Source organism: Lysinibacillus sp. G4S2 (assembly GCF_030348505.1).
GTDB lineage: Bacteria > Bacillota > Bacilli > Bacillales_A > Planococcaceae > Lysinibacillus.
The window spans coordinates 5,116,882-5,139,160 of record NZ_JAUCFJ010000002.1; the positions used below are offsets into that span (position 1 = coordinate 5,116,882).

A 22,279-nucleotide genomic window follows, 5' to 3' on the forward strand; every position below is an offset into this window, starting at 1 on the left:
TTTAACAAAATGGACATAATTAATGTATTTTAAATACATCTTTAAAAAAGTATTGAATTTTTAATACTTCAATGTAAAAATGCTATAATTATTTTGAACTATAGAAAGTAGGGTGTTCTTATGCGCTTAACTTTATACACAGATTATTCTCTTCGAACACTCATATATTTGGGTGCGAAGGAAGAAGGCCAATTATCAACGATCCAAGAAATTTCAGATGCCTATAATATTTCGAAAAACCATTTAATGAAGGTAACCCATCAACTCGGGCTCCTTGGCTACATTGAAACGATTCGCGGACGAGGTGGAGGAATTCGCCTAGCAATTGATCCAACAACGATAACAATTGGCGAAATAGTACGTCATACTGAAGAGGATTTTCATCTTGTCGAATGCTTTGATAAAGAAAATAATCTATGCAAAATCGCTCCAGAATGTCAGCTAAAAGGCGTGTTGTACGAAGCACTACAAGCCTATTTAGCCGTCCTAGATCGCTATACGCTTGATGATTTTTTACATTCGAAAGAAAAGTTGATGGCACTGTTACTCGGCAAATAAAAATACCCGCACAACTCAAAGTTGGACGGGTATTTCATTATTTTAATGCCTTAGAAAAGAAAATCATATCTAGTGCACGTATTCCATTTTCATAGATTGGCTCTGGGTAATTGCTGAAAAAATCTTTTTCAATGGCTTCCATACGAAAACCTGCTTTTTGATAAAATGCAATATTATCAATACTAGAATTTGCCGTTCCAACTATGATCGTTTTATATCCTTGAGATTGACAAATTGTTGTGATTTGTCGCAGTACTTCCTTCCCTAGCCCTTTCCCCTGATACTTCGGTACAATCGCTATATTTTTCAACTCTACTGTCGTATCAGACTGCGCAAGAAGTAACACTACACCTGCTAATTGCTCACCACATTTAATTTCGAATAATTCACCGTCATTTAAATATTCTCGAACAGCAGCTTCACTTTCATCAGCTAATAATAATTGTGGTAAGTAGTCTTCCCTCTCGCCTTCCACTTTCTTTAATGCTGTACGATATCGGACAAAATCATTGCGTTCAAAAACATTTAACACACATGGTTGCTTTTCTTTAATCTCTAACCATGAATGCTCCTGAGGGTAATCATTTTCTACTCCTAATCGAATAAAAGGCAACTTCTCTTGTGCCTTTTGTGAGCGAATATTAACCTTCCTAGCTCCTGCAAAAACATGCTCTAGCCCTAACTCAAAAAATGCTATATCTAAAATGGCAACTTTTGATTCAAGATTATAGCCTTTCCCCCAAAATTCATAGCCTAGCCATGAGCCAATGTGACAACTCTTTTTATTGTGATCAATAAACATTAAAGCCGTCACACCAATAAGTTGTCCTTCCTCATCTAAGACAACACGAGGAACTGTCTTTCCAGCCTCTTCATCCACACATTCCCGTTTAATAAAGTTAATCGTATCTTCAACTTTGCCAACAGGTAACCCTAGTGCATCTCGAACCTGTGGCATGGAAGACAACGCATGCATTGCTTCAGCATATTTTATATCGTGTCTCACTAAAGTTACTGTCATTATTCCATTCTCCTTTTACATATTTTGGACTCTTTACCAAAACGTGTGATTGATTCAACTTCAATTATACGTTAGCTGCCAGGATACACCAAAGCGATCTTGAATCCAGGCAAATTGCTTAGAAAATCCATAATTATCAAGTGGCATTAACGCCTGTCCACCTTCTAAAATTTGAGTAACCAGACTACCGATTTCCTCCGCAGAATCACATTCCACATAAATAGAAGTTGACGGTGTAAATGTAAAGTCATGCTGGATTACACTATCATTCATCATAATTTTTAGACCCTTTAAATGAAGGATAGCCATTGCAACCTGTTGTGAATTTTCCATATAAGTTAAACTTTCGATCTGTAAATCGGAAAACCATTGTTGATATTGCTGGATAGCTTCATTCGCCTGCCCTTGAAACATTAGAAATGTAGTGGCACTTTTCATTTATTTATCTCTCCCTCGTATTTTGTAATCCATTGTGCTGGTGTCATTTTCGAAACAAGCTCTCCAATTAATTCATACGGAATATTTTTAGTGTTTGTAAAACGAATACAGCTTTTCCCCATATTAAGCTTTGTCGATACTCGTTTCGCATATTCCTCTTGGAACCACGAGAGTAACGCTTGATCTGCATAAATGCCCATATGATAAACCGCAATATGACGTTTTTGTGCAGCAAGACTTATAAAGGGTAAAGGAGTATTCGGTGTACAATGGTAGCCCTTCGGATAAGTAGATAACGGGACAACATAGCTTATCATGTCATAATACATATTTTCTTCAAAACCCTCTGGTAAGTTACTTTCAACCACATCCACAAGTTTGGCAAACCCCTCTCGCCACTTTTCATCCACTTGTTCAATATATGTGTTTTTCATATTCTGCCCTCTCTTCAATATAGTATTATTGCTATCTAATGAATCCTACTTATTTCACATCATGGCTAATTATAAGATGACCAATTTACAATGAATATAGCATCATCCATATGACATCTTAAAATGATCAATGAAGCGTCTTTGTCATTTATGCTTTACCCTCTGCCTTTGCCTTTCGATATAATTCCTTTGTTTTGTAGCCTAATCCAATAATTTCACGCATCTCCTCTAAACGTGCAACCTGCGTCTCTTCCTTTTTCGCACTATAGATATAACGAGCCCAATCCTTTTGATAACCCGATGTTAATCCATCATAAAATGCTAAATCATCTGGATGTTCTGCAAGAGCATCACGCAATTGAGGAATCATCCCTTCATAGTCACTTACACATTGACTACTCGCTGTCTTCTTCTTGCCGCGTCCTTTGCCATCTCTCTTAATACTTAATATAGAAAATGTCTCATCTAAAGACATAAGACTTGCAAATTTATAATCACTGCCAACAATATATTTTTCCTCGTCCACTTGAATAGCTGGAAAAATCTCATCACGATGGATAAACTGTTCATACTTCTTATTACCCTTTTTCGGATAAACAAAAAATAAATAGCCCTGTTCTTCGAGAGTGTTTAACTTTTGTGCATTTTGTAAATACGTTACCATTTCATCAAGATTAAACACAAAGGCAATAATACGATCATAAGGTGCATCTCCTGATTGGGAAATCCCTTCTAGAATCAAATCCTCTGGTTGATGATGAATGGCAATGGATAATCCATCCTTAAGTTTAAATTTCTTTTGCATAGCTTTAACACCTCTTCTAATTATTCCTCTTGGTTTTGATAGTATAGCTGATTTAGTGAAATTTTCGTACAAAAAAACGCTCGAACATTTTCTCGGGCGTTTGAGGTTTACTTTATTTTTCTAGTGGCCACTATTCCTTTAATAATCGGAATGGCTGTTCCAATTAGCACTATTGGTAGGAACCACCACCCAAGAGACTCTTCCTCTCCAAGGGCAATACGTACCATTTGGAATGATATCGCTGCAAATAAAATTAGACAGAGGTTTTTCACTTCATTTAAAGTTTTTCGGCTATTTAAATAAAATGCCTCTACATTACTTTCGTTCAAACGTGCTGGGTAATTATGCATATGCGGAGCTTTTTCAAGTACTCCTAGCAAACACCATAGAAATATTCCGATAAACGGAAGAATGAATAATTCCATTTTTGAACCCCAACGATCCACTTCCCCTGCACCATTAAAATGGCCAGGAATCTCCTCAGATAGTTTGCCCCACATTACAAAAATATAAAGAATGGATAGCACGAATAACCCGCCACCAATACAGTCCCATATCTTTTCATATTTCGTTTTTGGCAATTTCAAAATAGGTCTATACATCTTCTCACACCTTCACTTATTCCTTTATTTATTCTACGCTACTCCAACTCATTAAGTTTCAAATTTGAGAAAATTGTCATAATTGTTAATGTTATATCGGTAACTATCCGCTTCCGCGAACAGTGAAATAGCAATTTATTCTACTTTTTTTATCACTCTATCTATAATTCACTTCTTTCTTAACACTATTAACAAATGTAAAAATACTCATAATACTTTGTAAAATTCGTATTATCTGATATAAATGGTATATACATATTTCATTTTTTTGTAACATTTCTACTAAATTACCGAGAAAGGAAACTAAATTCTATGCGATTTACGATCTACAAGAAATTAATACTCGCTTTTTTTATTGTTATTTTAGTGTTAGTTGGCACAATCGGGTTAAATATTAAACAGCTTAATTCCGTAAACGAGACGTATCGTGTGTTACTCGAAGAACAAACAACTAAATCTCTTAGTATTCAAAAGCTACAAGTGATTGCTAAACAAGAAATTGTAAGTATGAGAGGTTATCTATTACTTGGGGATAAAAAGAATTTTCAAAGTAATACCGATTCGCGTGAAGAATTTAAAAAGAAATACGATGAATTAATGGCATCATTCGATTCTAAAAAATCTATTGAACTATTAGAGGCTATCCAAAAAAGTGAGCAAGATGTCCAACAGTTCGCAGATCGCATGTTTTCATTAAAGTCCGCTGGAGAAACAGAACAGTATGAAAAGCTTGATAGCACACAAGGCCGCCTTATTATTAAACAGTTTGATGACCGCGTAGAAAACCTTGCCAACTACCAAGAGGAGTATATCGCAGGAGAAATCGCCGCTACATCCAAAGAGATAGAAGCTATTAAATTCCAAATGATTATTCTTGGAGTGTTGGCTGTTGTCATTAGTCTGATAATTGCTTTTGTCATAGGAAGACTTATTTCCCGTCCTATTAAAGGTATGGCAAAGGCTGCGAAAAAGATTGCTGAGGGCGATTTAACAGCAGAACAAATTCACATAAAAAATCGTGATGAAGTCGGGGATTTAGCACTAGCCTTTAATCAAATGGCGCTAAATTTAAAGGATCTTATTACAAATGTACGTCATAACACTGTGCAGGTAAGTAGCTCTGCTGCTGAGTTAACGGCAAGTGCTGAGCAAACAATTCAAGCAACAGAACAAATTACTTCCTCCATACAAGAAGTAGCAAGTGGCTCCGAAGCTCAAGGTAAAAATGCTACTGAAAGCTCAGAGGCTATGAAAAACATGACAAAAGGCATTCAACAATTAGCTACAACCACGGCTGCCGTTTCCGAGCTTGCTATAGAAACCAATACAGAAGCTAACAAAGGGAATGAATCATTACAACGTGTTATTGCTCAAATGGACACAATTAATTCAGCCGTTTTAGAATCTGCTAGCGTTGTGAAAAATTTAGGAAATCATTCCGTTGAAATCGGAAATATTATTGGCCTCATTACGGCTATCGCAGAGCAAACCAATTTACTAGCACTGAATGCCGCAATTGAAGCAGCTCGTGCAGGGGATCAGGGCCGTGGCTTTGCTGTAGTTGCCGAAGAAGTAAAGAAGTTAGCTGATCAATCCAAGCAATCTGCTGAACAAATTGCAAGTCTGATTTCAGAAATACAACGAGAGACAAATCGTGCAGTTACAGTAATGGATACTGGTACACAAGAGGTTCAAATAGGTATGCAAGTTGTAAGAATAGCTGAGGAAGGATTCTCAAAAATCGTCGAACTGATTGAACATGTATCCAATCAAATTCAAGAAGCAACGACAGTTTCTGAGGAAATGTCATCAAGTGCTGAACAGATTTACGCTTCCTTCGATGAAATTGCAACAATTGCAAAAATGTCTTCTTCCAACTTACAAAATGTAGCTTCAGCATCTGAGGAACAGCTAGCGACTATTGAAGAAGTTGCCGCTTCTGCTGCCACATTATCAAACATGGCTGAAGAATTACAAACACAGGTTTCGCGTTTTAAAGTGGAGTAAAAATGTATAAGAGTAGGCGCGGCTCTCTCTTCAGCAATGATTAACATTACGACTCTTAAGATTTATTAACAAAAAAAGCGTGAATTTCAAAACTGTTAAAATCAATATTTTCAGGTATTCAAGCATATTTTGATAATTCAAATGACCCCTAAGAAACTTGACTAATCTATCTTGTTTTTCCAAAAATAGAAAGAGTCTGGGACATAAGTATTTTTTTAAAACAAAATTACAATATTTCACATCAGAAAAGCGCAAGAAATCAATGTTTCTAAAATTGATTTCTCGCGCTTTTTAAGGTCTTGATCAGTTATGCCCCAGCCTTTTCAGTATTAACGCAACGATTCATGTTATAACCCGAGTGCTCTGTACATAAACGCCGAAAACTGTGCACGAGTTAAGTTTTCGTTTGGTCTAAAATTACCGTCTTCATCGCCTAGCGCAATGTTGTGGTCTGCTAGAGCGGAAATATACGCACTTGCCCAGTGCGATGGCTCGACATCCTTGAATGTACTATTACCTCCTGGCGATAAACCAAATGCAAGCACCATTATTTTTGCCATTTGTGCACGTGTGATATAAGCATTTGGATGGAAAGCTCCGTTTGAACCGTCTATAATGCCTGCTTGTTGGAGTAGTGTGATTTGTTGATAGTAAGGATGACTATGTGGGACATCCAAAAATGGTACAGCTTCTCGGAGTGGTGTTAGAGGTAAGGCGCGTTCAATCATAATAACCACATGCTGACGTTGAATCATATCATTTGGTCGGAAAGTGCCATCTGGGTAGCCTTTAATAATGCATAGTTTGGCAATTTCTTCAATCATATCTTGTGCCCAGTTATTATCAATATCCTTGAACGTAGTTTGACATCCAATACTTTCTTTCGTCCATTTCGCATACAATGTTAGGTTTTCTGTCACTTCATCTTTCGCGAAATCCCACACCGTTGTCAGCTCCGCATCCTTATACCAGCCAGTAAATGTGTAGCCTTCCTTCACTGGTGTAGATGGGAATTGTACCAACGCTCTATATGCCACTGTTTGTGATGGGATTTTACTGCCTCCGTTTGAATCAAAAGTGACGCTATAGCTTACTTTCGTCCATTTCGCATACAATGTTATGTCTGATATTACTTCATCTTTCGCGAAATCCCATGCCTTTGTTAGCTCCGCATCCTTATACCAGCCAGCGAATGTGTAGCCTTCCTTCACCGGTGTGGATGGAGATTGTACCAATTCCCTATAAGCTACTGTTTGTGACGGGATTTTACTACCTCTGTTTGAATCAAAAGTGATGTTATAGTTTAGCCAACTTCCGCCAGACCCTCCTGATCCACCAGATCCCCCTTCAGAAGTATTGTCCTTTGTCCATTTCGCATACAGTGTAACGTTTTTTGTCACTATATCTTTTGCAAAATCCCATGCTTTTGTAAGCTCTACATCCTTATACCAGCCAGCAAATGTGTACTCTTCCTTCACTGGCGTAGGTGGGGCTTTCAGCAATTCCCCTTCTTTCGCTTCTTCTGACGGTACTTTATTTCCTCCATTCGAATCGAAAGTGACGATATAGCTTAGTTCTGGATTGTCGTTCTTCGTCCATTTTGCATATAACGTTAGGGCTTCTGTTACTACATCATGGTCGAAATCCCATGTCGTTGTGAGATCCACATCCTTATACCAACCAGCAAATTCATAACCTTTCTTCACTGGCATAGGCGGGGCTTCCAGCAATTCACCTGCTACAACTTTTTGAGCTGATACTTCACTTCCTCCATTTGAATCAAAAGTGACGATATAGCTTGATTCTGGATTGTCGTCCTTCGCCCATTTTGCATACAATGTGAGCGGTTCCGTTATTACATCATGGTCGAAATCCCATACTGTTGTGAGCTCTGTATCCTTATACCACCCCACAAATATATAGCCTTCCTTCACTGGAGGAGGCGGGGCTTTCAACAATTCGCCATCTTTCACTTCTTCTGACGTTACTTTACTTCCTCCATTTGAATCAAAAGTGACTTTGTAACTTGGCTCTAAAGGAGCATCCTTTGTCCATTTTGCATACAATGTGAGAGGTTCTGTTACTACATCATGGTCGAAATCCCATGCTGTTGTGAACTCCGCATCCTTATACCAACCGGCAAATTCATACCCTTCTTTCACCGGAGGGGGCGGGGCTTCCACTATTTCTTGATATTCCACTGTTTGAGATGAAACGTCACTTCCCTCGTTCGAATCAAAAGTGACAATATAACGTACTTTCGTCCATTTTGCATACAATGTGAATGGTTCTGTTACCACATCATGTTCGAAATTCCATGTCGTTGTGAACTCAGTATCCTTATACCAGCCAGCAAATTCATACCCTTCTTTCACTGGCATAGGTGGGGCTTCCAACAGTTCACCTACCACTACTTCTTGAACTGGTACTTCACTTCCTCCGTTCGAATCGAAAGTGACATTATAACGTGCTTTCGTCCATTTCGCATACAATGTGAGGTCTTTTGTTACTTCATCACGATCGAAATCCCATGCTGATGTAAGATCTGCATCCTTGTACCAGCCCGCCAATTCATACCCTTCCTTCACTGGCATAGATGGAGCTGGGAGTAATTTACCTGCCAAAACGTCTTTTATAGTTGGTACCTTACTTCCTCCGTTTGATTCAAAAGTGACAGTATAGTTGCACTGATCCCACTTTGCATAAATGGTCATTGGCTGTAATACCGATTTATTCCATTCATTAGTACAGCCCTTACCTTCATACCATCCATAAAACGTTTTACCTTCCTTGTATTGCCCATCGAATGGCGTATCTTTATACCATCGGAAATTAGGCTCTCCATGAAATGTTACAAAACCTAGTTGGTTATTGTAGAAAGCACTGGCCTCGATGCTCTTAACACTAGCTGGAATTTGTACACCTTCTAATTGATTATCTTTAAATGCACCCCATTCTATCTTTGTCACACTTGACGGAATCTCCACGCTTCTTAATTGGTTTTTAGCAAATGCTCGCATCTCTATCATTGTTATACCTGAAGATAGCTTGACACTTGTTAATCGATTATTTTCAAATGCAGCCCTTCCTATCTTAACGACACTTGAAGGGATCTCTACGCTTTTTAATTGATTATTAGAAAATGCAAATGCCTCTATCATTTCGATACCTGGGGATAGCTTGACACTTGTTAATTTATTATCTCTAAATGCGTCTGTTCCTATCGTTGTTACACTCGTTGGAATCTCTACAGTTGTTAATTGATTATCAGCAAATGCATAGCTCTTTATCGTTGTTATATGCGGGGATAACTTGACACTTGTTAAATGATTATATCTAAATACTCCGCTTTCTATCGTTGTTACACTCGCTGGAATCTCTACAGTTTTTAATTGATTATTAGCAAATGCACTGTATCCTATTGTCGTTACACCTAATGGGATTTCTACGCTTTCTAACCGATTAACATCAAATGCACTGGGGCCTATTGTTGTTACACTTGAGGGAATCTTTACACTTACTAACCCCTTAAAAGCAAATGCCATGCCATCTATTCTTAAAACTGGTCGACCATTAATCTCACTAGGAATAACAATATTTGTTGAGAAACCCGTATAGCCTGTAATTGCAACCCCACCGTCAATATTACGTGTATTGAAATCATTAATATTACTTGGCACAATATTTTCATCTTTGCTATCGCTCAGCTGTACGATTTCTCTATTATCATTATCACTTAGTAGCAGACTATCATCATTACTATTACTCTTTGTAATAAAATCTTCCTCGCTTTCACTATTGCTTGTTGCATAAACAGAGATGCTATTTAATGCTAATTGAGAAAATATCAAAAGTATGGAAACTAATAGTAAAAAGACTTTTTTCATTTAGTAATCTCCTTTCAACACTTTAAAGCAAACAAATACCCATTAAATGGATACCCTTTATTAAGTAGTTATAAACTTTATTAATATATTAAAATCTATCTTTAGAGTATTTGTTGACTATCGAATTTATCCGAGTTCAACCACGTCGACCGAAGTGAAATTACGACACATCACCTCCTAGTGACATATCAGATTCTTCCAATTCATTTTTTAAAAAAACAATGTTAATTCCTTTTCGGCAACAGAAACATAACATTAATTTTAAAATTAACAAAATCAATATTTGTTCATTCTCGAACATATTTTGATAATCTACATCGTTGACAAATTATCTTTTCCATAAAAAAAGCCTTCCGAATTGTATTTGTTCATTAAATACAATTCGGAAGGCCCTTCGAATCTAGTAATATGTCATTCAATTATTTCATTTATCTCCTTTGTCCTCACTTCCTAGGATTTTCTTTTTAAAAACCAAAATAGTATAGCTACTATGAAAAGAACTATTGGTGTTAGTCCAATGTATTTAAAAGCATTTACTGCTCCTAAAAAATAATATGCTATAGGCAAAAATGTAATTGTACTTATCAGCATAAAAACCCAAGACTTTTTAAAAATACCTACTATTAATGTGACTCCAGAAATGAAAAATGAGAGCTGCCAAAGGAACAAAATTGTGTTAGAGTCTGCCATATCATCTTCTCCTTTTTAACATCTTCCTATATGAAAATTGGACTCTGATTATCCCTAGATGGTATCTATCGATGACATTCATTTATATGTACAGGATTCTTCGATTTGCGAAAGATTCCCAGCACAGGAATCTAATCAATTAAAGCCTCTTCCTTGTACTTTTCATTTAACACACTTAACATCTTAATAACTGCTGTTTCCTCACTTGGTACTTGTAAAGATGCAAGCTCACGTACTTTATGCTCACCTACACAAACACTTTCTTTTGCCTTTACAAACATTGACGCATCATTCGCGTCATTACCAAATGCTATAAAATCACCTTCAGCGATACCTAGCTTCGTTAAACCATTCCATTTATCTATGCCATTTGGGCTCATATCCACAATATTTTCGGAAGCATGTTCATACAACGAGATTGGTAGTTTTTTTAGTGCTGCTAATATTTCATTAAGATGCTCTCCCGGAAATAATACAATTTTCACTATATCCTTAAGGTCCTGTAATGCTACTTTTTTCGCAAGCTTTAATGGATCTAAATTTTGATAGATTGGATGTGCTTCGCTACCTGTATACGCATAATCCCAATCACCGTCTACTAAATACGGTAGCTGAAAATTAGCAATAATGTTTTGAACCTCTTCTACTATTTCTGCTGCAAATGCTGTTACCTCAATAGTTTCCCCGTTCTGTGCGACAAATGCACCATTTCCCCCTACCATTGAAAATTTGCGCATTGTTTCAGGTAATACAGGCAATAAATCACGAATCGGACGGGCTGATGCAAAAATGATTTCATGCCCATTCTCTATACAAGCTTCTAAAGCATTAGTAATTCCCTCACTTAATGGTTGACCCTTAAAGCAAATCGTACCGTCTAAATCAAATACAAATTTCATTGTCATGCCCTCTTTCTAAACTAGTAATTACCCATTTATTATCTCATAAATATTTACATTCATTGCGAAAATAATGATTATTATCATAATTTGGGGCTGATTTCCGTTTCTGCTGATGCTTCGCTTTCGCACAGAGCAAAGCTTCCTGGGGATGTCCGATGAGCCGCAAGGAGTCGCCTAGCGTCTACTTCAATCAACTTTGATGAACCAAAATTAAAGGGGCTTTTCATGGGTTGATTTCATAATAAATTGTCGCTCCCTATAAGACAGAAAAAAAATAATTTTTAGAATATTATTGACAATCAGACAATATCGAAGTATTATTGCTTTCAACAACACATTGTAGGCCAAGATTGGAAATAGTAGAAATGCATGTGTACTTGTAGAGAGTCGGTGGTTGGTGCAAACCGATAGGCACACATTTTGAACTCGTCCATGAGCTACTCCCTGAACTTTGAGTAAGGGATGTCGGTTTCCTCCGTTAACAGGATAGACAGTGATAGCTGTCAATAAGGGGACTTTTTCTGAAAAGAGAAGGTCAATTAGAGTGGTACCGCGAGCATAAACTCGTCTCTATATTTTTATAGAGACGAGTTTTTTATTTTTGCAAAAATTTATTGGCCTAGGTGTAGATTTCGTCTCTACTATGCAAGGCAGAGACTATCAATATAATGACAACTACTACAAAAGGAGTGTTTGAAAATGGGAAGAAAAATTTGGGTGTTTGATACAACTTTACGTGATGGCGAGCAAGTTCCAGGTGCAAAACTGAATTTATACGAAAAAGTAGAGATTGCACAGCAACTCAAAAAATTAGGCGTCGATATTATCGAAGCTGGTTTCCCTGCTTCATCACAAGGTGATTTTGATGCAGTTAAAGCTGTCGCACGGAAAGTTGGTAATACAAGTGACATTATGATCACTGCTTTAGCACGTGCTGTACAGGCAGATATTGACGCTGTTTATAACGCTGTAAAATACGCTGAAAATCCTATGATTCATATGGTGCTTGGTACTTCTGATATTCATGTTGAGAAAAAATTTAGCAAATCAAAAGATCAAATTCTACAAATTGGTGTTGATGCAGTAAAATATGCGAAAACGCTTCTACCACAAGTCCAATATTCAACAGAAGATGCATCTCGTTCTGATTTCGAGTATCTTTGGAAAACGATTGAAGCCGTCATGAAGGCTGGTGCAACAATGATTAATGTACCTGACACAGTCGGCTTTGCAGAGCCAGAAGAATTTGGGGCAATGATTTATAAACTAAATGAGCGCATGAAAAACTTAAACGATAGCGTTTTACTAAGTGTTCATTGTCACAATGATCTTGGTATGGCAACTGCTAACACGCTTGCTGCAATTAAAAACGGGGCTGATAAAGTAGAATGTACCATTAACGGAATTGGGGAACGCGCAGGTAATGCTGCATTAGAAGAAGTCGTCATGGCGCTGAAAACACGTAGCTCTGTATATAATGCTGAGACACGCATCAACACAAAAGAAATTATGAATACGTCTCGTCTTGTTTCAAGCTTTATGGGCTTAGACGTACAAGTAAACAAAGCGATTACTGGGGATAATGCTTTTGCCCATTCATCTGGTATCCATCAAGATGGCCTTCTTAAATCTCGTGATGCTTATGAAATTGTGCATCCAGAAGATGTAGGTCTTGATGATATGGAGCTAGTTCTTACAGCTCGCTCTGGGCGTCATGCGGTGAAAAATGCCCTTGAAAAACTTGGTTTCTCAAACCTTTCTACAGATGAATTTGAAGGAATCTTCGAAGGCTTCTTAAAACTGGCTGATGCAAAGAAAGAAGTTTACGATCACGATTTATACGTTATTGTGGAAAGCTACTATGAAAAACATGACGCAAACAATGCGAATGCCACTCATTATAGTGATCAGTTCTTTGACTTCGATGATTTACAAGTCGTCAGCAACACAAGTTTCCCTTCAGCGAGTGTAAAAGTTCGTAAAGGTGGCGAGGTATTTAAAGCAAGTGCAGTTGGCTCAGGTCCAATTGATGCCCTTTATTCAGCTATCGCAGAAATTACAAACATTGATGTAAAACTTGTGGAATATAATATTAATAGCGTTTCGCGCGGTAAAGAAGCGCTTGGTAAAGTAAAAATTACAATCGAACATGAAGGCGAAAAATATATAGCAAAAGCTGCAGATACAGATATTTTAAAGGCAAGTGCGCTAGCTTATATTAATGCTATCAATAGTATTGTGGTCGCTAAATTAACGCCTGTTATGAATTAAATGGTCAAAAGCAGTATGACAAAATTGAGTCATACTGCTTTTTTTCCTACCGACTGCCTTCCACTAACTTTTGATATTCCTCTTCAATCAATTCAACAGCAAGACGTTCAAACAGTGGTGCCACTTCGTTAATGCTCTCTGGTAAGTCCACTTGCTCACGCCACACCACTTCATCTATTCCTAGCATTTTTCTCACCTTCTCAGCTGAAAACGGTAAAAATGGATGGAGCAATTGGCCAAAATTAGCAATAATATATACACAAGTAGCTAGCGTTTGATTTCCAGCTTCCACATTTTCTTTCACCTGTAGCCATGGCTGTTGCTCGTCAAAATAGCGATTAGCCGCACGAATATATTCAAATATAGCCTCTAAAGCTTGTTTGAAATGACCCGCTTCAATATGAATCCCAACCTCATTAAAGAGCTGAATCGTATGTTTTTGAATAGTGCCATCTACCTTAGCATGAGGCACTTGACTATCAAAGGATTTCTCTAAAAACTTCAATGTACGATTGACGAAATTTCCATAAGCGCCAAGTAACTCACCGTTATGACTATAAATAAATTCTCGCCAAGAAAAATCAGTATCACGGTTTTCTGGTGCATTCATTGTTAAAAAATAACGAATAGAATCTGCATCATAGCGGCTCAAAATATATGGCACCCAAACCGCCCAGTTTTGGCTCGTTGATAATTTTCGTTTTTCTAATGTCAAATATTCGTTTGATACAATATGTGTAGGTAATGCCTTTGCTCCTATCCCCATAAGAATGGCTGGCCATATAACGGTATGGAACGGAATATTATCCTTACCATGCACATAATACGAAATCGTTTCTTCATTCCATAAATCTTCAATAGCTATTTGATGCTGCTTCGCCCATTCGATACTTGCTGTGAAGTAACCTGCTACCGCTTCAATCCACACATATATCTTTTTGCCCTCAAAACCTGGTACGGGCACATCTATACCATTCGGTAAATCCCTCGTTACAGCACGGTCTGGAACCCCTTCTGCCAAGTAACGTTCAGTTAAACCTATAGCATTGTCTCGCCAGCGATTTTCTGTCTTTGCCTCTGCTAAATAAGTCTCCAGCCTCCCTTGAAACTGACTAAACGCAAAATAAAAATGCTCTGTCCCCTTGATAATTGGCTCAGTCCCACAAATTTTGCAGCGCTTATCAATTAAATCGAGTGGGTCTAAAATCGTTGAGCAATTATCGCATTGGTCACCTCGTGCCTTCGCACCACAGTTCGGACAAATCCCCTCTACAAACCGATCTGGCAAAAACTGCTTATCTGTTTCACAGTATGCTTGTTCGATTCTCTTTTTATATAAAAAATTATTCGCTAGTAGTTGTAAAAAAATCCTCTGAACAGAATCATGATGGTGCTTAGCGTCTGTTCTCGTATACAAATCATACGTAAATCCTAAATCGTTGAAACATCTTGTAAACTCCTCATGATAATGATTAGCAATAGCCTCCGTTGTCGTGTTTTCCTGTGCAGCTCGAATCGAAATCGGTGTGCCATTACAGTCACTACCTGAAACATATAAAACCTTCTCACCCTTTTGTCGGTAATATCTAGCCAAAATATCACCTGGTAATAATGCGGCAACATGCCCTAAATGCAATGAACCATTTGCATATGGCCACGCCCCTCCAATAACAATCGTCATCCTAAGTTGCTCCCCTCGAAAAAAGTGTAGATCAATTACGCCTCGGCATAATTGCGTCTGGATTTTGATTGCGCTAGCACAATCAAAATCCGTGACATCCACCCGAGGCTTTATCTTCATTCAGGCAAGTCCTGAATGAAGATAAAAAAAAACGCCCTAATCAAAATTGATTAGGACGAGTTTACCCGTGTTACCACCTATATTTACAAATAGCTCACACTATTTGCCTCCATCAGTGCGTCTCATTTCATTTTATCAATTATGCCTCGGCATAATTGCGTCCGGAATCGGTTTTGTGCTCGCACAAAGAACTCCTTTCCGATTCTGTGACATCCGCCGGAGGCTTACTTCTTTGGGCGGGTGTTTAAACACCTGCTCAAAGAAATGAGAGATACTGCCGCTGTTGTAACGAGTGCCCATCTCGTCGTAATCTACTCGCAAACTTGCTTTCGGTACGAAGCTCAAAGGTCATTTTCAAAAGGGGACATTTACCTCATTTCCACCAACAGAGGCTCTCTATATAATGCTTATCCAATTTACTTTTCCTTATCAATGCTTTTACTATAGATTGGCATCATTTTACTCTTTTTCCTTGTGAATTGCAATGCATGTCGATAAATGACTGAAAGTTCTCGATAAAATGAAAAAGTTGGTGGATAAAATAAAAAATGTAGTCGATAAAATTCTATCCTAGCTTCAAATAGAGTAATTCATTTAAATTATCAATAACAATATCTGCATTTTGTAGTTCAATTTCCTGCGCAAAGTCGAAACGAACTCCAACCGAGAGCAGTTGATTGTCACGAGCCGCTTGAATATCAGAAGAACGATCCCCCACAACTGCTCCGCCTAGAATATCATTTTCCTCGATGACCTTTTTCACTAAATCAGATTTATGACCACTCGAAACGGACTGAATACTATATGTACCTTTGATAAAACGTTGCAATTGATAGGTTTCTACTATTGCTTGTAAATACTCAACTTGTCCATTACTTGCTATGAATAAATGATAGTTTTCTGCCAAAGTAGCAAGTGTTTGCTCTGCATTTGGATACAATGCACCCTGACGATTACGAATTTGTTCAATAAGCTTAACATGGAATAATGCATTGCTCTCTTCACGTATCTCTACCGTATGCATTGGACATAACGTTTCCCAAACAACAGGTAATGGAACACCCATAATTTCTCGGTATGTCTCTATTGGTGTATCTCCCTGCCACAAGCCCTTTGCACGCAACACATCAAACGTTGCCGATAATGCAGGCTCTAAAATTAGATTTGTTTGAAATAAAGTACCATCCATATCAAAAATAATTACTTTTTTCATAAAATCACCCCTTCTAATGTTATGAACGTTTTCAACTCTTTATTGTTGCTCTTTAATGTCATTTAAAATAATATGACCCCCCTCTAGTTCCTAAAACTAAAGGAGGTTCATATTTTTTAAGGCTCTAAGGGTACTACCATTTCTAATTCCTTTATTTCCTCCCGATAACCTTGCTCATTCCTCTTACCTGGTTTAAGCGTCAGAGACTTCGGTATTTTTTCCATAGGAGGGAGTGCTAGTATAATATGGTGTCCATAATCCTTGGTCGCTCCCATTTGTATATTAGCCCCATCGTATAACGCCCCTTCACTATCAGTCACCTCATACTCAAAAAATGTCCATTTATCATTTTTGTCTAACTCTCTTGGATAATCTACTAGGACATCTATTCGTGTCGATAGTGGTGTGAATGATACCTGTGCAACGTTTAACTTATATAACCCATCATTAGTACTAGATTTTACATTTGGATGGAAGGTAATAACTTCTTCCTTTAATTTTTTAAGAGTAAAATCCACATGCCAATTACCTTTGTAGCCAAATAAATCTCTTCCATCTAACGCAACTTCAATTTTATCCCCGTATATATCTGTATTTGATAAAGTGAATTCATGATGTTCAATAATTGTGTTTTTATCAATATCATCCTGACCTACAGAACCTATCGCAACATCGATTGGCTCCCCATTGATTGTTAGCTCACTCATACCTGCAACCTCTTCTTCTAAAGAAACACCATTCTGCCCTGTATAAGCAACCGTAACTAATAATCTATTACCATCATATACCGCTTCTTCAACAGCCATTGTAAGACCTGCATGTGTATCCTTCTTTCCTATTTTTGTCATCAAATGGTTTTGTTCAATTTTTTTAGCTGCAATATCCCCAAATTCAGCATAAATGGCTCCAATATAAGGTACATTGGCTAGTGCAGTCGCTATTGCAGGGGAGAAAAATCCCGAACCTAGTAGTGCTATGCATAATCCACAGGCAACAAGAAGAGTTTTTATAATTCTAATGTTCAGCTTCTTCCTTTTTGCTGCACTTATTGCCGCCTGCTCTCTCATCATCAATTGTTGAAGTGGAATATCGATCCGATCAATAGGTTGATTATTATTTTCCTTACTCATACAAGTAGCCCTCCCTTAAGATTGGTTTTAACTCTTTCTTAGCTCTATTAATATAGGATTTCACCGTTCCCTCAGGACATCCCAGCATTTTTGCAATTTCTTTGACAGAGAAATCATGATAAAAGCGTAACCACATAATCGTTTTATACTTGGCATCTAATGTTTCAATAGCCTCTTTTAAATCCAATGAACAATTAACATTGTCCATATTTTGATTTCCAGCTAACTCTGCAAAAAACTCCTCATCTCCTGAAGTAAATTTTCTTGAATCTTTTCTAATAAAATCAATTGATTTATAAACAACAATCTTAATAATCCACCCTGGAAAACTGCTTGGATTCTTTAATGTTTTCAATGTTGTATAGGCTTTATAAATAGATTCTTGATAAATATCAAGCGCATCTTGCTCATTTCGAACGTACGAGTAGGCAGTACGATATAATTTTTCACGCATTAAAGCAATCAACTGCTCAAATGCTTCATCATCCCCCCTTTTTGCGCTTTTAACCAACTTTTGTATATCCACCAAATCTCCTCCTTCTGGCTACACTTTAAAGTCGTTTGAGAAAAGGAAAACGTTGCAAAAAAAAAATAGATGTCCCCTCTTACAAATAGAGGCATCCATTTTTTAATATTATTCAAAAAACTCCATATGCGTTTTTTCTTTCTTATAGTAATCCAATCGATCCTGTAAAGTCCCTGTATGGAATTCGAATTTATGACCGTCTGGATCCGTGAAATAAATCGATTTTTTATCACTTATATCTCTTTGTCTGCCTTCTAGTATGTTGACATTATGTTGGACTAGCTTTTCATACATTTTGTCAAAATCATCCTCATGGATTGAAAATGCTATATGAGTATAGGATTGATGGATTTCATTGCGTGGAATATCCTGTTCTACATTAAGAGCAAGCCACAGCCCATTTACATCAAAATAGGCTGTACTTCTCCCCTTCACTAGTAACTTTGCGTCTAAAACTTTTTCATAAAATGCGATGGATTCCTCTAGATTTGATACTGAAAATAATAAATGATTAATGTTCTGGATTGTCATGTGTGTGTGCCCCTAACTTTGAAATCGCTGATAGAAGTAGGTTTATCGCTGATAGACAGGCTAAAATCGCTGATAAATCCCTCCATATCGCTGATAAAATGCCGATTTGCGCTGATAAAGCTTCCAATTCCGCTGATAGCTCGCTCTCTCACTCTTATCAAGATTCATTTATTTTGATTTTTTACCTTTCTTTAAACCTTTCGCGACTTGCTTCCATTTGCGTTGCTCAGTTAGTCTTGCCTGTTCATTTGTTTTTCGTTCGATAAAAGCAAGCTCTTTTTGTAGCTTAAAATAGCTTTGGAGACGTGATTGTTCAAGCACGCCATCTGTAATCGCTTGCTTTACAGCACAATGTGGCTCCTTTTTATGTGTACAATCCCGATAATGACAGGCTGCCGAAAGTTCCTCGATATCCTTAAAGCTAGAGGATAAACTATCCCCCTGATCCCATAATTGTAGCTCTCGCATTCCAGGTGTATCGATTAAACAACCGCCACTCGGCAGTATCACTAACTCACGATGTGTTGTTGTATGGCGCCCCTTTGCGTCATCTTCACGAATATCCGAAACCTTCATATAGTCCTCACCACTAAGAACATTCGTCAATGTGGATTTCCCTGCACCAGAAGAACCGAGCAAGGCTCCTGTTACGCCTTCCGTAAATAGCGAACGAATATCTACTAAGCCTTCACCTGACAGAGCGCTAGTCACAAAAACATCTACACCGAACGCTACAGATTCAACCTCACTGATCATACTAGAAATATCTTCACATAAATCAGCCTTCGTCAATACAACAACCGGCTTCGCACCTGAATCCCACGCAGCTACTAAATAACGTTCTAGACGACGAATATTAAAGTCTGCATTCAAGCTCATAACTAAAAGCACGATATCAACATTCGACGCTACAATCTGCTCTTGTATTTCCGCCCCCGCAGCCTTACGTGAAAAGACTGATTTTCGTGTAAACAATTTATGAATAATCGCCTTTTCCTCACCAGGCATTTTCTCAACTAGCACCCAATCCCCAACTGCTGGGAAATCCTCACGTGCTAATGACGTATACGCGTAATGTCCAGCAATCGTTGCTAGCCACTCTCCTTCTTCAGCCAATACACGATAGGAATGCTTATGCTCTAAAGTAACCCTAGCCGGTACACAGTTCGCCAGCTTAGCCTCCTGTTTAAATCCAGTCATTTGCTCTTCAAAATATGTTGAAAATCCTAAAGTTGTTAAATTCAATTTGTTTTCCTCCTAAATGTGCATATCATTTGTACTCGATTGATAAAAACATAAAAAAACCTTGTCTCTGCGCAATTCGGCAGTTACAAGGTTTCACAGGCACATTTAAGAGAATATACAAATCACCACAATTGTGCAGTCATCTCACTACAATGCGTGGTCAAATTATATATTTTAGGCGTGTGAAATTGAACAAACCGAATTGCAGTTCGTTAAAAACGGCTCTATTCATCATGTCACATCACCTACTTCCGATATTAGTTGCTTTTAATATAGCGGAATTTTCCGAAAATGTCAATTACAATCTTACAAGCATGTATCCCCTCCCTCCCCGCATACAATAAACAAGACCGCTATCGGCGAAGGAGATGTTGAATTGTCAAAAATCATTTCGATCAGCACATACAAACCACCGTACACATTACAACAGACAAACGCAGAGGAACTAACGAAGGAGCTGTTTCATGCAAAAATCCCCAAATTAGAACGCTACTTAAAAGTTTTTGAGAATGGTGGTATTGAAACGCGTAATTTTTGTGTACCACCAGAATGGCAGCGTATGGATCATTCCTTTGAAGAACGTAACGATTTATATATTGAGCTAGCTACACAATATAGTGTTGAGGTCATTCAAGCCTGTTTACAAAATGAAGCGTTTTTAGAAGCACCGATTTCGCCTAAAGATATTGATGCCATTATTTTCGTGAGTAGCTCAGGTATTTCAACACCAAGTATTGATGCACGAGTTATGAATAAACTTCCATTTTCAGACAGACTTAAGCGTATTCCACTTTGGGGACTTGGCTGTGCTGGTGGTGCTGCTGGTGTTAGTAGAGCTTATGATTTTTGTCGTGCTCATCCAGAAGCAAAAGTTCTTGTCATTTGTGTCGAGCTTTGTAGTCTAACTTTTCAACCCAATGATTTTTCGAAAAGTAATTTAATTGGTGCCTCTCTTTTTGCAGATGGTGCAGCATGCGCACTTATCTGTGGAGATGAAGTGAATATCGCAGTAAAAAAATCAACACCTACTATCATAGGTTCTGGCTCTAAATGGATGCCAAATTCAGAAAATGTTATGGGCTGGAATATAAAAAACAATGGCCTCCATGTCGTTTTTCAGAAAAGTATTCCTGCTATAATTACTACTTGGCTCGGCCCATTCATTGAACAATTTTTATTGGAACATAAGCTATTCAGTGAACAGCTTAACCACTTTATTGCACATCCAGGCGGTAAAAAAGTATTAAAAGCCTATGAAGATACTCTTTATCTAGCTCCCTCAAAAACCGACATTTCTCGGGAAATATTAAAACATCATGGAAATATGTCATCTCCTACAGTGCTATATGTGTTGGAGCAATTTATGTTAAACGAAGGACAAGTGGAGGATACTGGCTTGCTCGTCGCTCTTGGGCCTGGCTTTTGCGCTGAAGCTGTATTACTCAAATGGAGGGAGTAGCATGATTTTTTACATTATCTTGATTCTCGTCATTCTACAAAGATTGATAGAAGTTTTCATTGCAAAACGCAATGAAAAATGGATGCTCTCACAAGGAGCCTATGAAGTTGGTGCTTCTCATTATCCATATATGGTTACAATGCACATCAGTTTTTTCCTCTTTTTAATTGTTGAAGTAGTTACTAATAATAATAGTTTATCGCCTTTATTTCCGTTATTGTTCTTATTATTTATTGCCGTGCAAGCATTACGTATTTGGTGCATTCGTTCATTGGGGAATTTTTGGAATACAAAAATATTAATTTTGCCAGGTGCAGAAGTTGTACGGAAAGGTCCTTACACATTTATGCGCCACCCAAATTACACGGTCGTTTGCTTAGAAATTCTTCTTTTGCCTTTAATGTTTCAAGCATATTTTACAGCGTTTTGCTTTACACTTTTAAATATGACAATATTATCAATACGCATTCCCATCGAAGAAAAAGCTTTACGCGACGCTACGAATTATAATCATGTATTTCAAAAGAAGATTTCGGAATCCTAGCCGAAATCTTCTTTATTTATTCTTTAATGGCTCATCACCATAACGTGTGGTTGATTTCCGTTCCGGCTGGGCGCTTTGTTGCTGCCGCTACGTTAGCACTTCGCTTTCGCACAGAGCAAAGCTTCCTGGGGGCGTCCGATGAGCCGCTTCACTCGCGTTGCTCGCTCCAGGGTCTCATCTGTGACGCTGATCCCCAAGGAGTCGCCCAGTCTCCA

At 37.8% G+C, this 22,279-nt stretch carries 20 protein-coding genes and 2 other annotated features; of the genes, 5 read left to right on the top strand and 15 right to left on the bottom strand.

Annotated features, from left to right (window positions below; genetic code table 11):
- Positions 1–120: 120 nt before the first annotated feature.
- Entirely contained in the window at positions 121–558 is a 438-nt protein-coding gene (locus QUF91_RS26040) for an Rrf2 family transcriptional regulator (RefSeq protein ID WP_285399131.1), read from the top strand.
- A 37-nt stretch (positions 559–595) separates the two neighbouring features.
- Here QUF91_RS26040 and QUF91_RS26045 read toward each other — a convergent pair whose 3' ends face one another.
- From QUF91_RS26045 to QUF91_RS26065, 5 genes are all read right to left on the bottom strand, one after another.
- Positions 596–1,579 (bottom strand): GNAT family N-acetyltransferase, encoded by a 984-nt coding sequence (locus tag QUF91_RS26045; RefSeq protein ID WP_285399132.1) that lies wholly within the window; start codon positions 1,577–1,579, stop codon positions 596–598.
- 60 nt (positions 1,580–1,639) lie between these two features.
- Positions 1,640–2,017 carry a VOC family protein gene (locus QUF91_RS26050; protein WP_289419821.1) on the bottom strand — a complete coding sequence of 126 codons (378 nt, stop codon included), beginning with the start codon at positions 2,015–2,017 and terminating at the stop codon, positions 1,640–1,642.
- Complete coding sequence (locus QUF91_RS26055) at positions 2,014–2,451, bottom strand: DUF1801 domain-containing protein (RefSeq protein ID WP_285399134.1); 438 nt, start codon at positions 2,449–2,451, stop codon at positions 2,014–2,016. The genes QUF91_RS26050 and QUF91_RS26055 overlap by 4 nt, the downstream gene beginning before the upstream one ends.
- Before the next feature lie 148 nt (positions 2,452–2,599).
- Positions 2,600–3,256 (bottom strand): YdeI/OmpD-associated family protein, encoded by a 657-nt coding sequence (locus QUF91_RS26060; protein WP_289419822.1) that lies wholly within the window; start codon positions 3,254–3,256, stop codon positions 2,600–2,602.
- A gap of 107 nt (positions 3,257–3,363) precedes the next feature.
- Positions 3,364–3,858, bottom strand: coding sequence for a DUF1648 domain-containing protein (locus tag QUF91_RS26065; RefSeq protein WP_289419823.1), 495 nt, complete (start codon positions 3,856–3,858; stop codon positions 3,364–3,366).
- A gap of 312 nt (positions 3,859–4,170) precedes the next feature.
- Here QUF91_RS26065 and QUF91_RS26070 point away from each other — a divergent pair, with 312 nt between their 5' ends.
- Positions 4,171–5,865, top strand: coding sequence for a methyl-accepting chemotaxis protein (locus QUF91_RS26070; protein ID WP_289419824.1), 1,695 nt, complete (start codon positions 4,171–4,173; stop codon positions 5,863–5,865).
- A gap of 347 nt (positions 5,866–6,212) precedes the next feature.
- Here the strand turns inward: QUF91_RS26070 and QUF91_RS26075 are convergent, their stop codons facing one another.
- From QUF91_RS26075 to QUF91_RS26085, 3 genes are all read right to left on the bottom strand, one after another.
- Positions 6,213–9,752, bottom strand: a complete 3,540-nt coding sequence (locus QUF91_RS26075) for an InlB B-repeat-containing protein (protein ID WP_289419825.1) — start codon at positions 9,750–9,752, stop codon at positions 6,213–6,215.
- Positions 9,753–10,202: 450 nt separating this feature from the next.
- Positions 10,203–10,442, bottom strand: a complete 240-nt coding sequence (locus tag QUF91_RS26080; RefSeq protein WP_289419826.1) for a hypothetical protein — start codon at positions 10,440–10,442, stop codon at positions 10,203–10,205.
- A gap of 131 nt (positions 10,443–10,573) precedes the next feature.
- Positions 10,574–11,341 (bottom strand): HAD-IIB family hydrolase, encoded by a 768-nt coding sequence (locus QUF91_RS26085; RefSeq protein WP_289419827.1) that lies wholly within the window; start codon positions 11,339–11,341, stop codon positions 10,574–10,576.
- A gap of 340 nt (positions 11,342–11,681) precedes the next feature.
- Positions 11,682–11,919, top strand: a binding site (T-box leader).
- Positions 11,920–12,043: 124 nt separating this feature from the next.
- Here QUF91_RS26085 and QUF91_RS26090 point away from each other — a divergent pair.
- A complete protein-coding gene (locus QUF91_RS26090; protein ID WP_289419828.1) occupies positions 12,044–13,615 on the top strand; it encodes a 2-isopropylmalate synthase in 1,572 nt (523 codons plus the stop codon).
- Positions 13,616–13,661: 46 nt separating this feature from the next.
- Here QUF91_RS26090 and metG read toward each other — a convergent pair whose 3' ends face one another.
- The 7 genes from metG to rsgA form a co-directional block, all read right to left on the bottom strand.
- Entirely contained in the window at positions 13,662–15,296 is a 1,635-nt protein-coding gene (gene metG / locus QUF91_RS26095) for a methionine--tRNA ligase (protein WP_289419829.1), read from the bottom strand.
- A 168-nt stretch (positions 15,297–15,464) separates the two neighbouring features.
- Positions 15,465–15,858, bottom strand: a binding site (T-box leader).
- Between the two features lie 123 nt (positions 15,859–15,981).
- Entirely contained in the window at positions 15,982–16,629 is a 648-nt protein-coding gene (locus QUF91_RS26100; protein ID WP_289419830.1) for an HAD hydrolase-like protein, read from the bottom strand.
- A gap of 116 nt (positions 16,630–16,745) precedes the next feature.
- The gene (locus QUF91_RS26105) at positions 16,746–17,759 is read right to left on the bottom strand and encodes a DUF4179 domain-containing protein (RefSeq protein ID WP_289419831.1); all 1,014 of its coding nucleotides are present in this window, start codon (positions 17,757–17,759) and stop codon (positions 16,746–16,748) included.
- Entirely contained in the window at positions 17,752–18,285 is a 534-nt protein-coding gene (locus QUF91_RS26110; RefSeq protein WP_289419832.1) for a sigma-70 family RNA polymerase sigma factor, read from the bottom strand. The genes QUF91_RS26105 and QUF91_RS26110 overlap by 8 nt, the downstream gene beginning before the upstream one ends.
- A 108-nt stretch (positions 18,286–18,393) precedes the next feature.
- Positions 18,394–18,816, bottom strand: a complete 423-nt coding sequence (fosM, locus tag QUF91_RS26115; protein ID WP_289419833.1) for a FosM family fosfomycin resistance protein — start codon at positions 18,814–18,816, stop codon at positions 18,394–18,396.
- On the bottom strand, positions 18,797–18,943 hold the full coding sequence (locus tag QUF91_RS26120) for a hypothetical protein (protein WP_289419834.1): 147 nt from the start codon (positions 18,941–18,943) through the stop codon (positions 18,797–18,799). Before QUF91_RS26120 ends, fosM begins: the two co-directional genes overlap by 20 nt.
- A gap of 41 nt (positions 18,944–18,984) precedes the next feature.
- Positions 18,985–20,061 carry a ribosome small subunit-dependent GTPase A gene (gene rsgA / locus QUF91_RS26125; RefSeq protein ID WP_289419835.1) on the bottom strand — a complete coding sequence of 359 codons (1,077 nt, stop codon included), beginning with the start codon at positions 20,059–20,061 and terminating at the stop codon, positions 18,985–18,987.
- Between the two features lie 376 nt (positions 20,062–20,437).
- On the opposite strand from rsgA, the gene QUF91_RS26130 reads away from it, so the two are divergent.
- Entirely contained in the window at positions 20,438–21,520 is a 1,083-nt protein-coding gene (locus tag QUF91_RS26130) for a type III polyketide synthase (protein WP_289419836.1), read from the top strand.
- A gap of 1 nt (position 21,521) precedes the next feature.
- Positions 21,522–22,064, top strand: coding sequence for an isoprenylcysteine carboxyl methyltransferase family protein (locus QUF91_RS26135; RefSeq protein WP_289419837.1), 543 nt, complete (start codon positions 21,522–21,524; stop codon positions 22,062–22,064).
- Positions 22,065–22,279 lie beyond the last annotated feature (215 nt).

Coding starts and splice junctions, on each gene's coding strand:
- QUF91_RS26040 (WP_285399131.1), top strand. CDS start 121: ATGCGCTTAACTTTATACACAGATTATTCTCTTCGAACACTCATATAT.
- QUF91_RS26045 (WP_285399132.1), bottom strand. CDS start 1,579: ATGACAGTAACTTTAGTGAGACACGATATAAAATATGCTGAAGCAATG.
- QUF91_RS26050 (WP_289419821.1), bottom strand. CDS start 2,017: ATGAAAAGTGCCACTACATTTCTAATGTTTCAAGGGCAGGCGAATGAA.
- QUF91_RS26055 (WP_285399134.1), bottom strand. CDS start 2,451: ATGAAAAACACATATATTGAACAAGTGGATGAAAAGTGGCGAGAGGGG.
- QUF91_RS26060 (WP_289419822.1), bottom strand. CDS start 3,256: ATGCAAAAGAAATTTAAACTTAAGGATGGATTATCCATTGCCATTCAT.
- QUF91_RS26065 (WP_289419823.1), bottom strand. CDS start 3,858: ATGTATAGACCTATTTTGAAATTGCCAAAAACGAAATATGAAAAGATA.
- QUF91_RS26070 (WP_289419824.1), top strand. CDS start 4,171: ATGCGATTTACGATCTACAAGAAATTAATACTCGCTTTTTTTATTGTT.
- QUF91_RS26075 (WP_289419825.1), bottom strand. CDS start 9,752: ATGAAAAAAGTCTTTTTACTATTAGTTTCCATACTTTTGATATTTTCT.
- QUF91_RS26080 (WP_289419826.1), bottom strand. CDS start 10,442: ATGGCAGACTCTAACACAATTTTGTTCCTTTGGCAGCTCTCATTTTTC.
- QUF91_RS26085 (WP_289419827.1), bottom strand. CDS start 11,341: ATGAAATTTGTATTTGATTTAGACGGTACGATTTGCTTTAAGGGTCAA.
- QUF91_RS26090 (WP_289419828.1), top strand. CDS start 12,044: ATGGGAAGAAAAATTTGGGTGTTTGATACAACTTTACGTGATGGCGAG.
- metG (WP_289419829.1), bottom strand. CDS start 15,296: ATGACGATTGTTATTGGAGGGGCGTGGCCATATGCAAATGGTTCATTG.
- QUF91_RS26100 (WP_289419830.1), bottom strand. CDS start 16,629: ATGAAAAAAGTAATTATTTTTGATATGGATGGTACTTTATTTCAAACA.
- QUF91_RS26105 (WP_289419831.1), bottom strand. CDS start 17,759: ATGAGTAAGGAAAATAATAATCAACCTATTGATCGGATCGATATTCCA.
- fosM (WP_289419833.1), bottom strand. CDS start 18,816: ATGACAATCCAGAACATTAATCATTTATTATTTTCAGTATCAAATCTA.
- QUF91_RS26135 (WP_289419837.1), top strand. CDS start 21,522: ATGATTTTTTACATTATCTTGATTCTCGTCATTCTACAAAGATTGATA.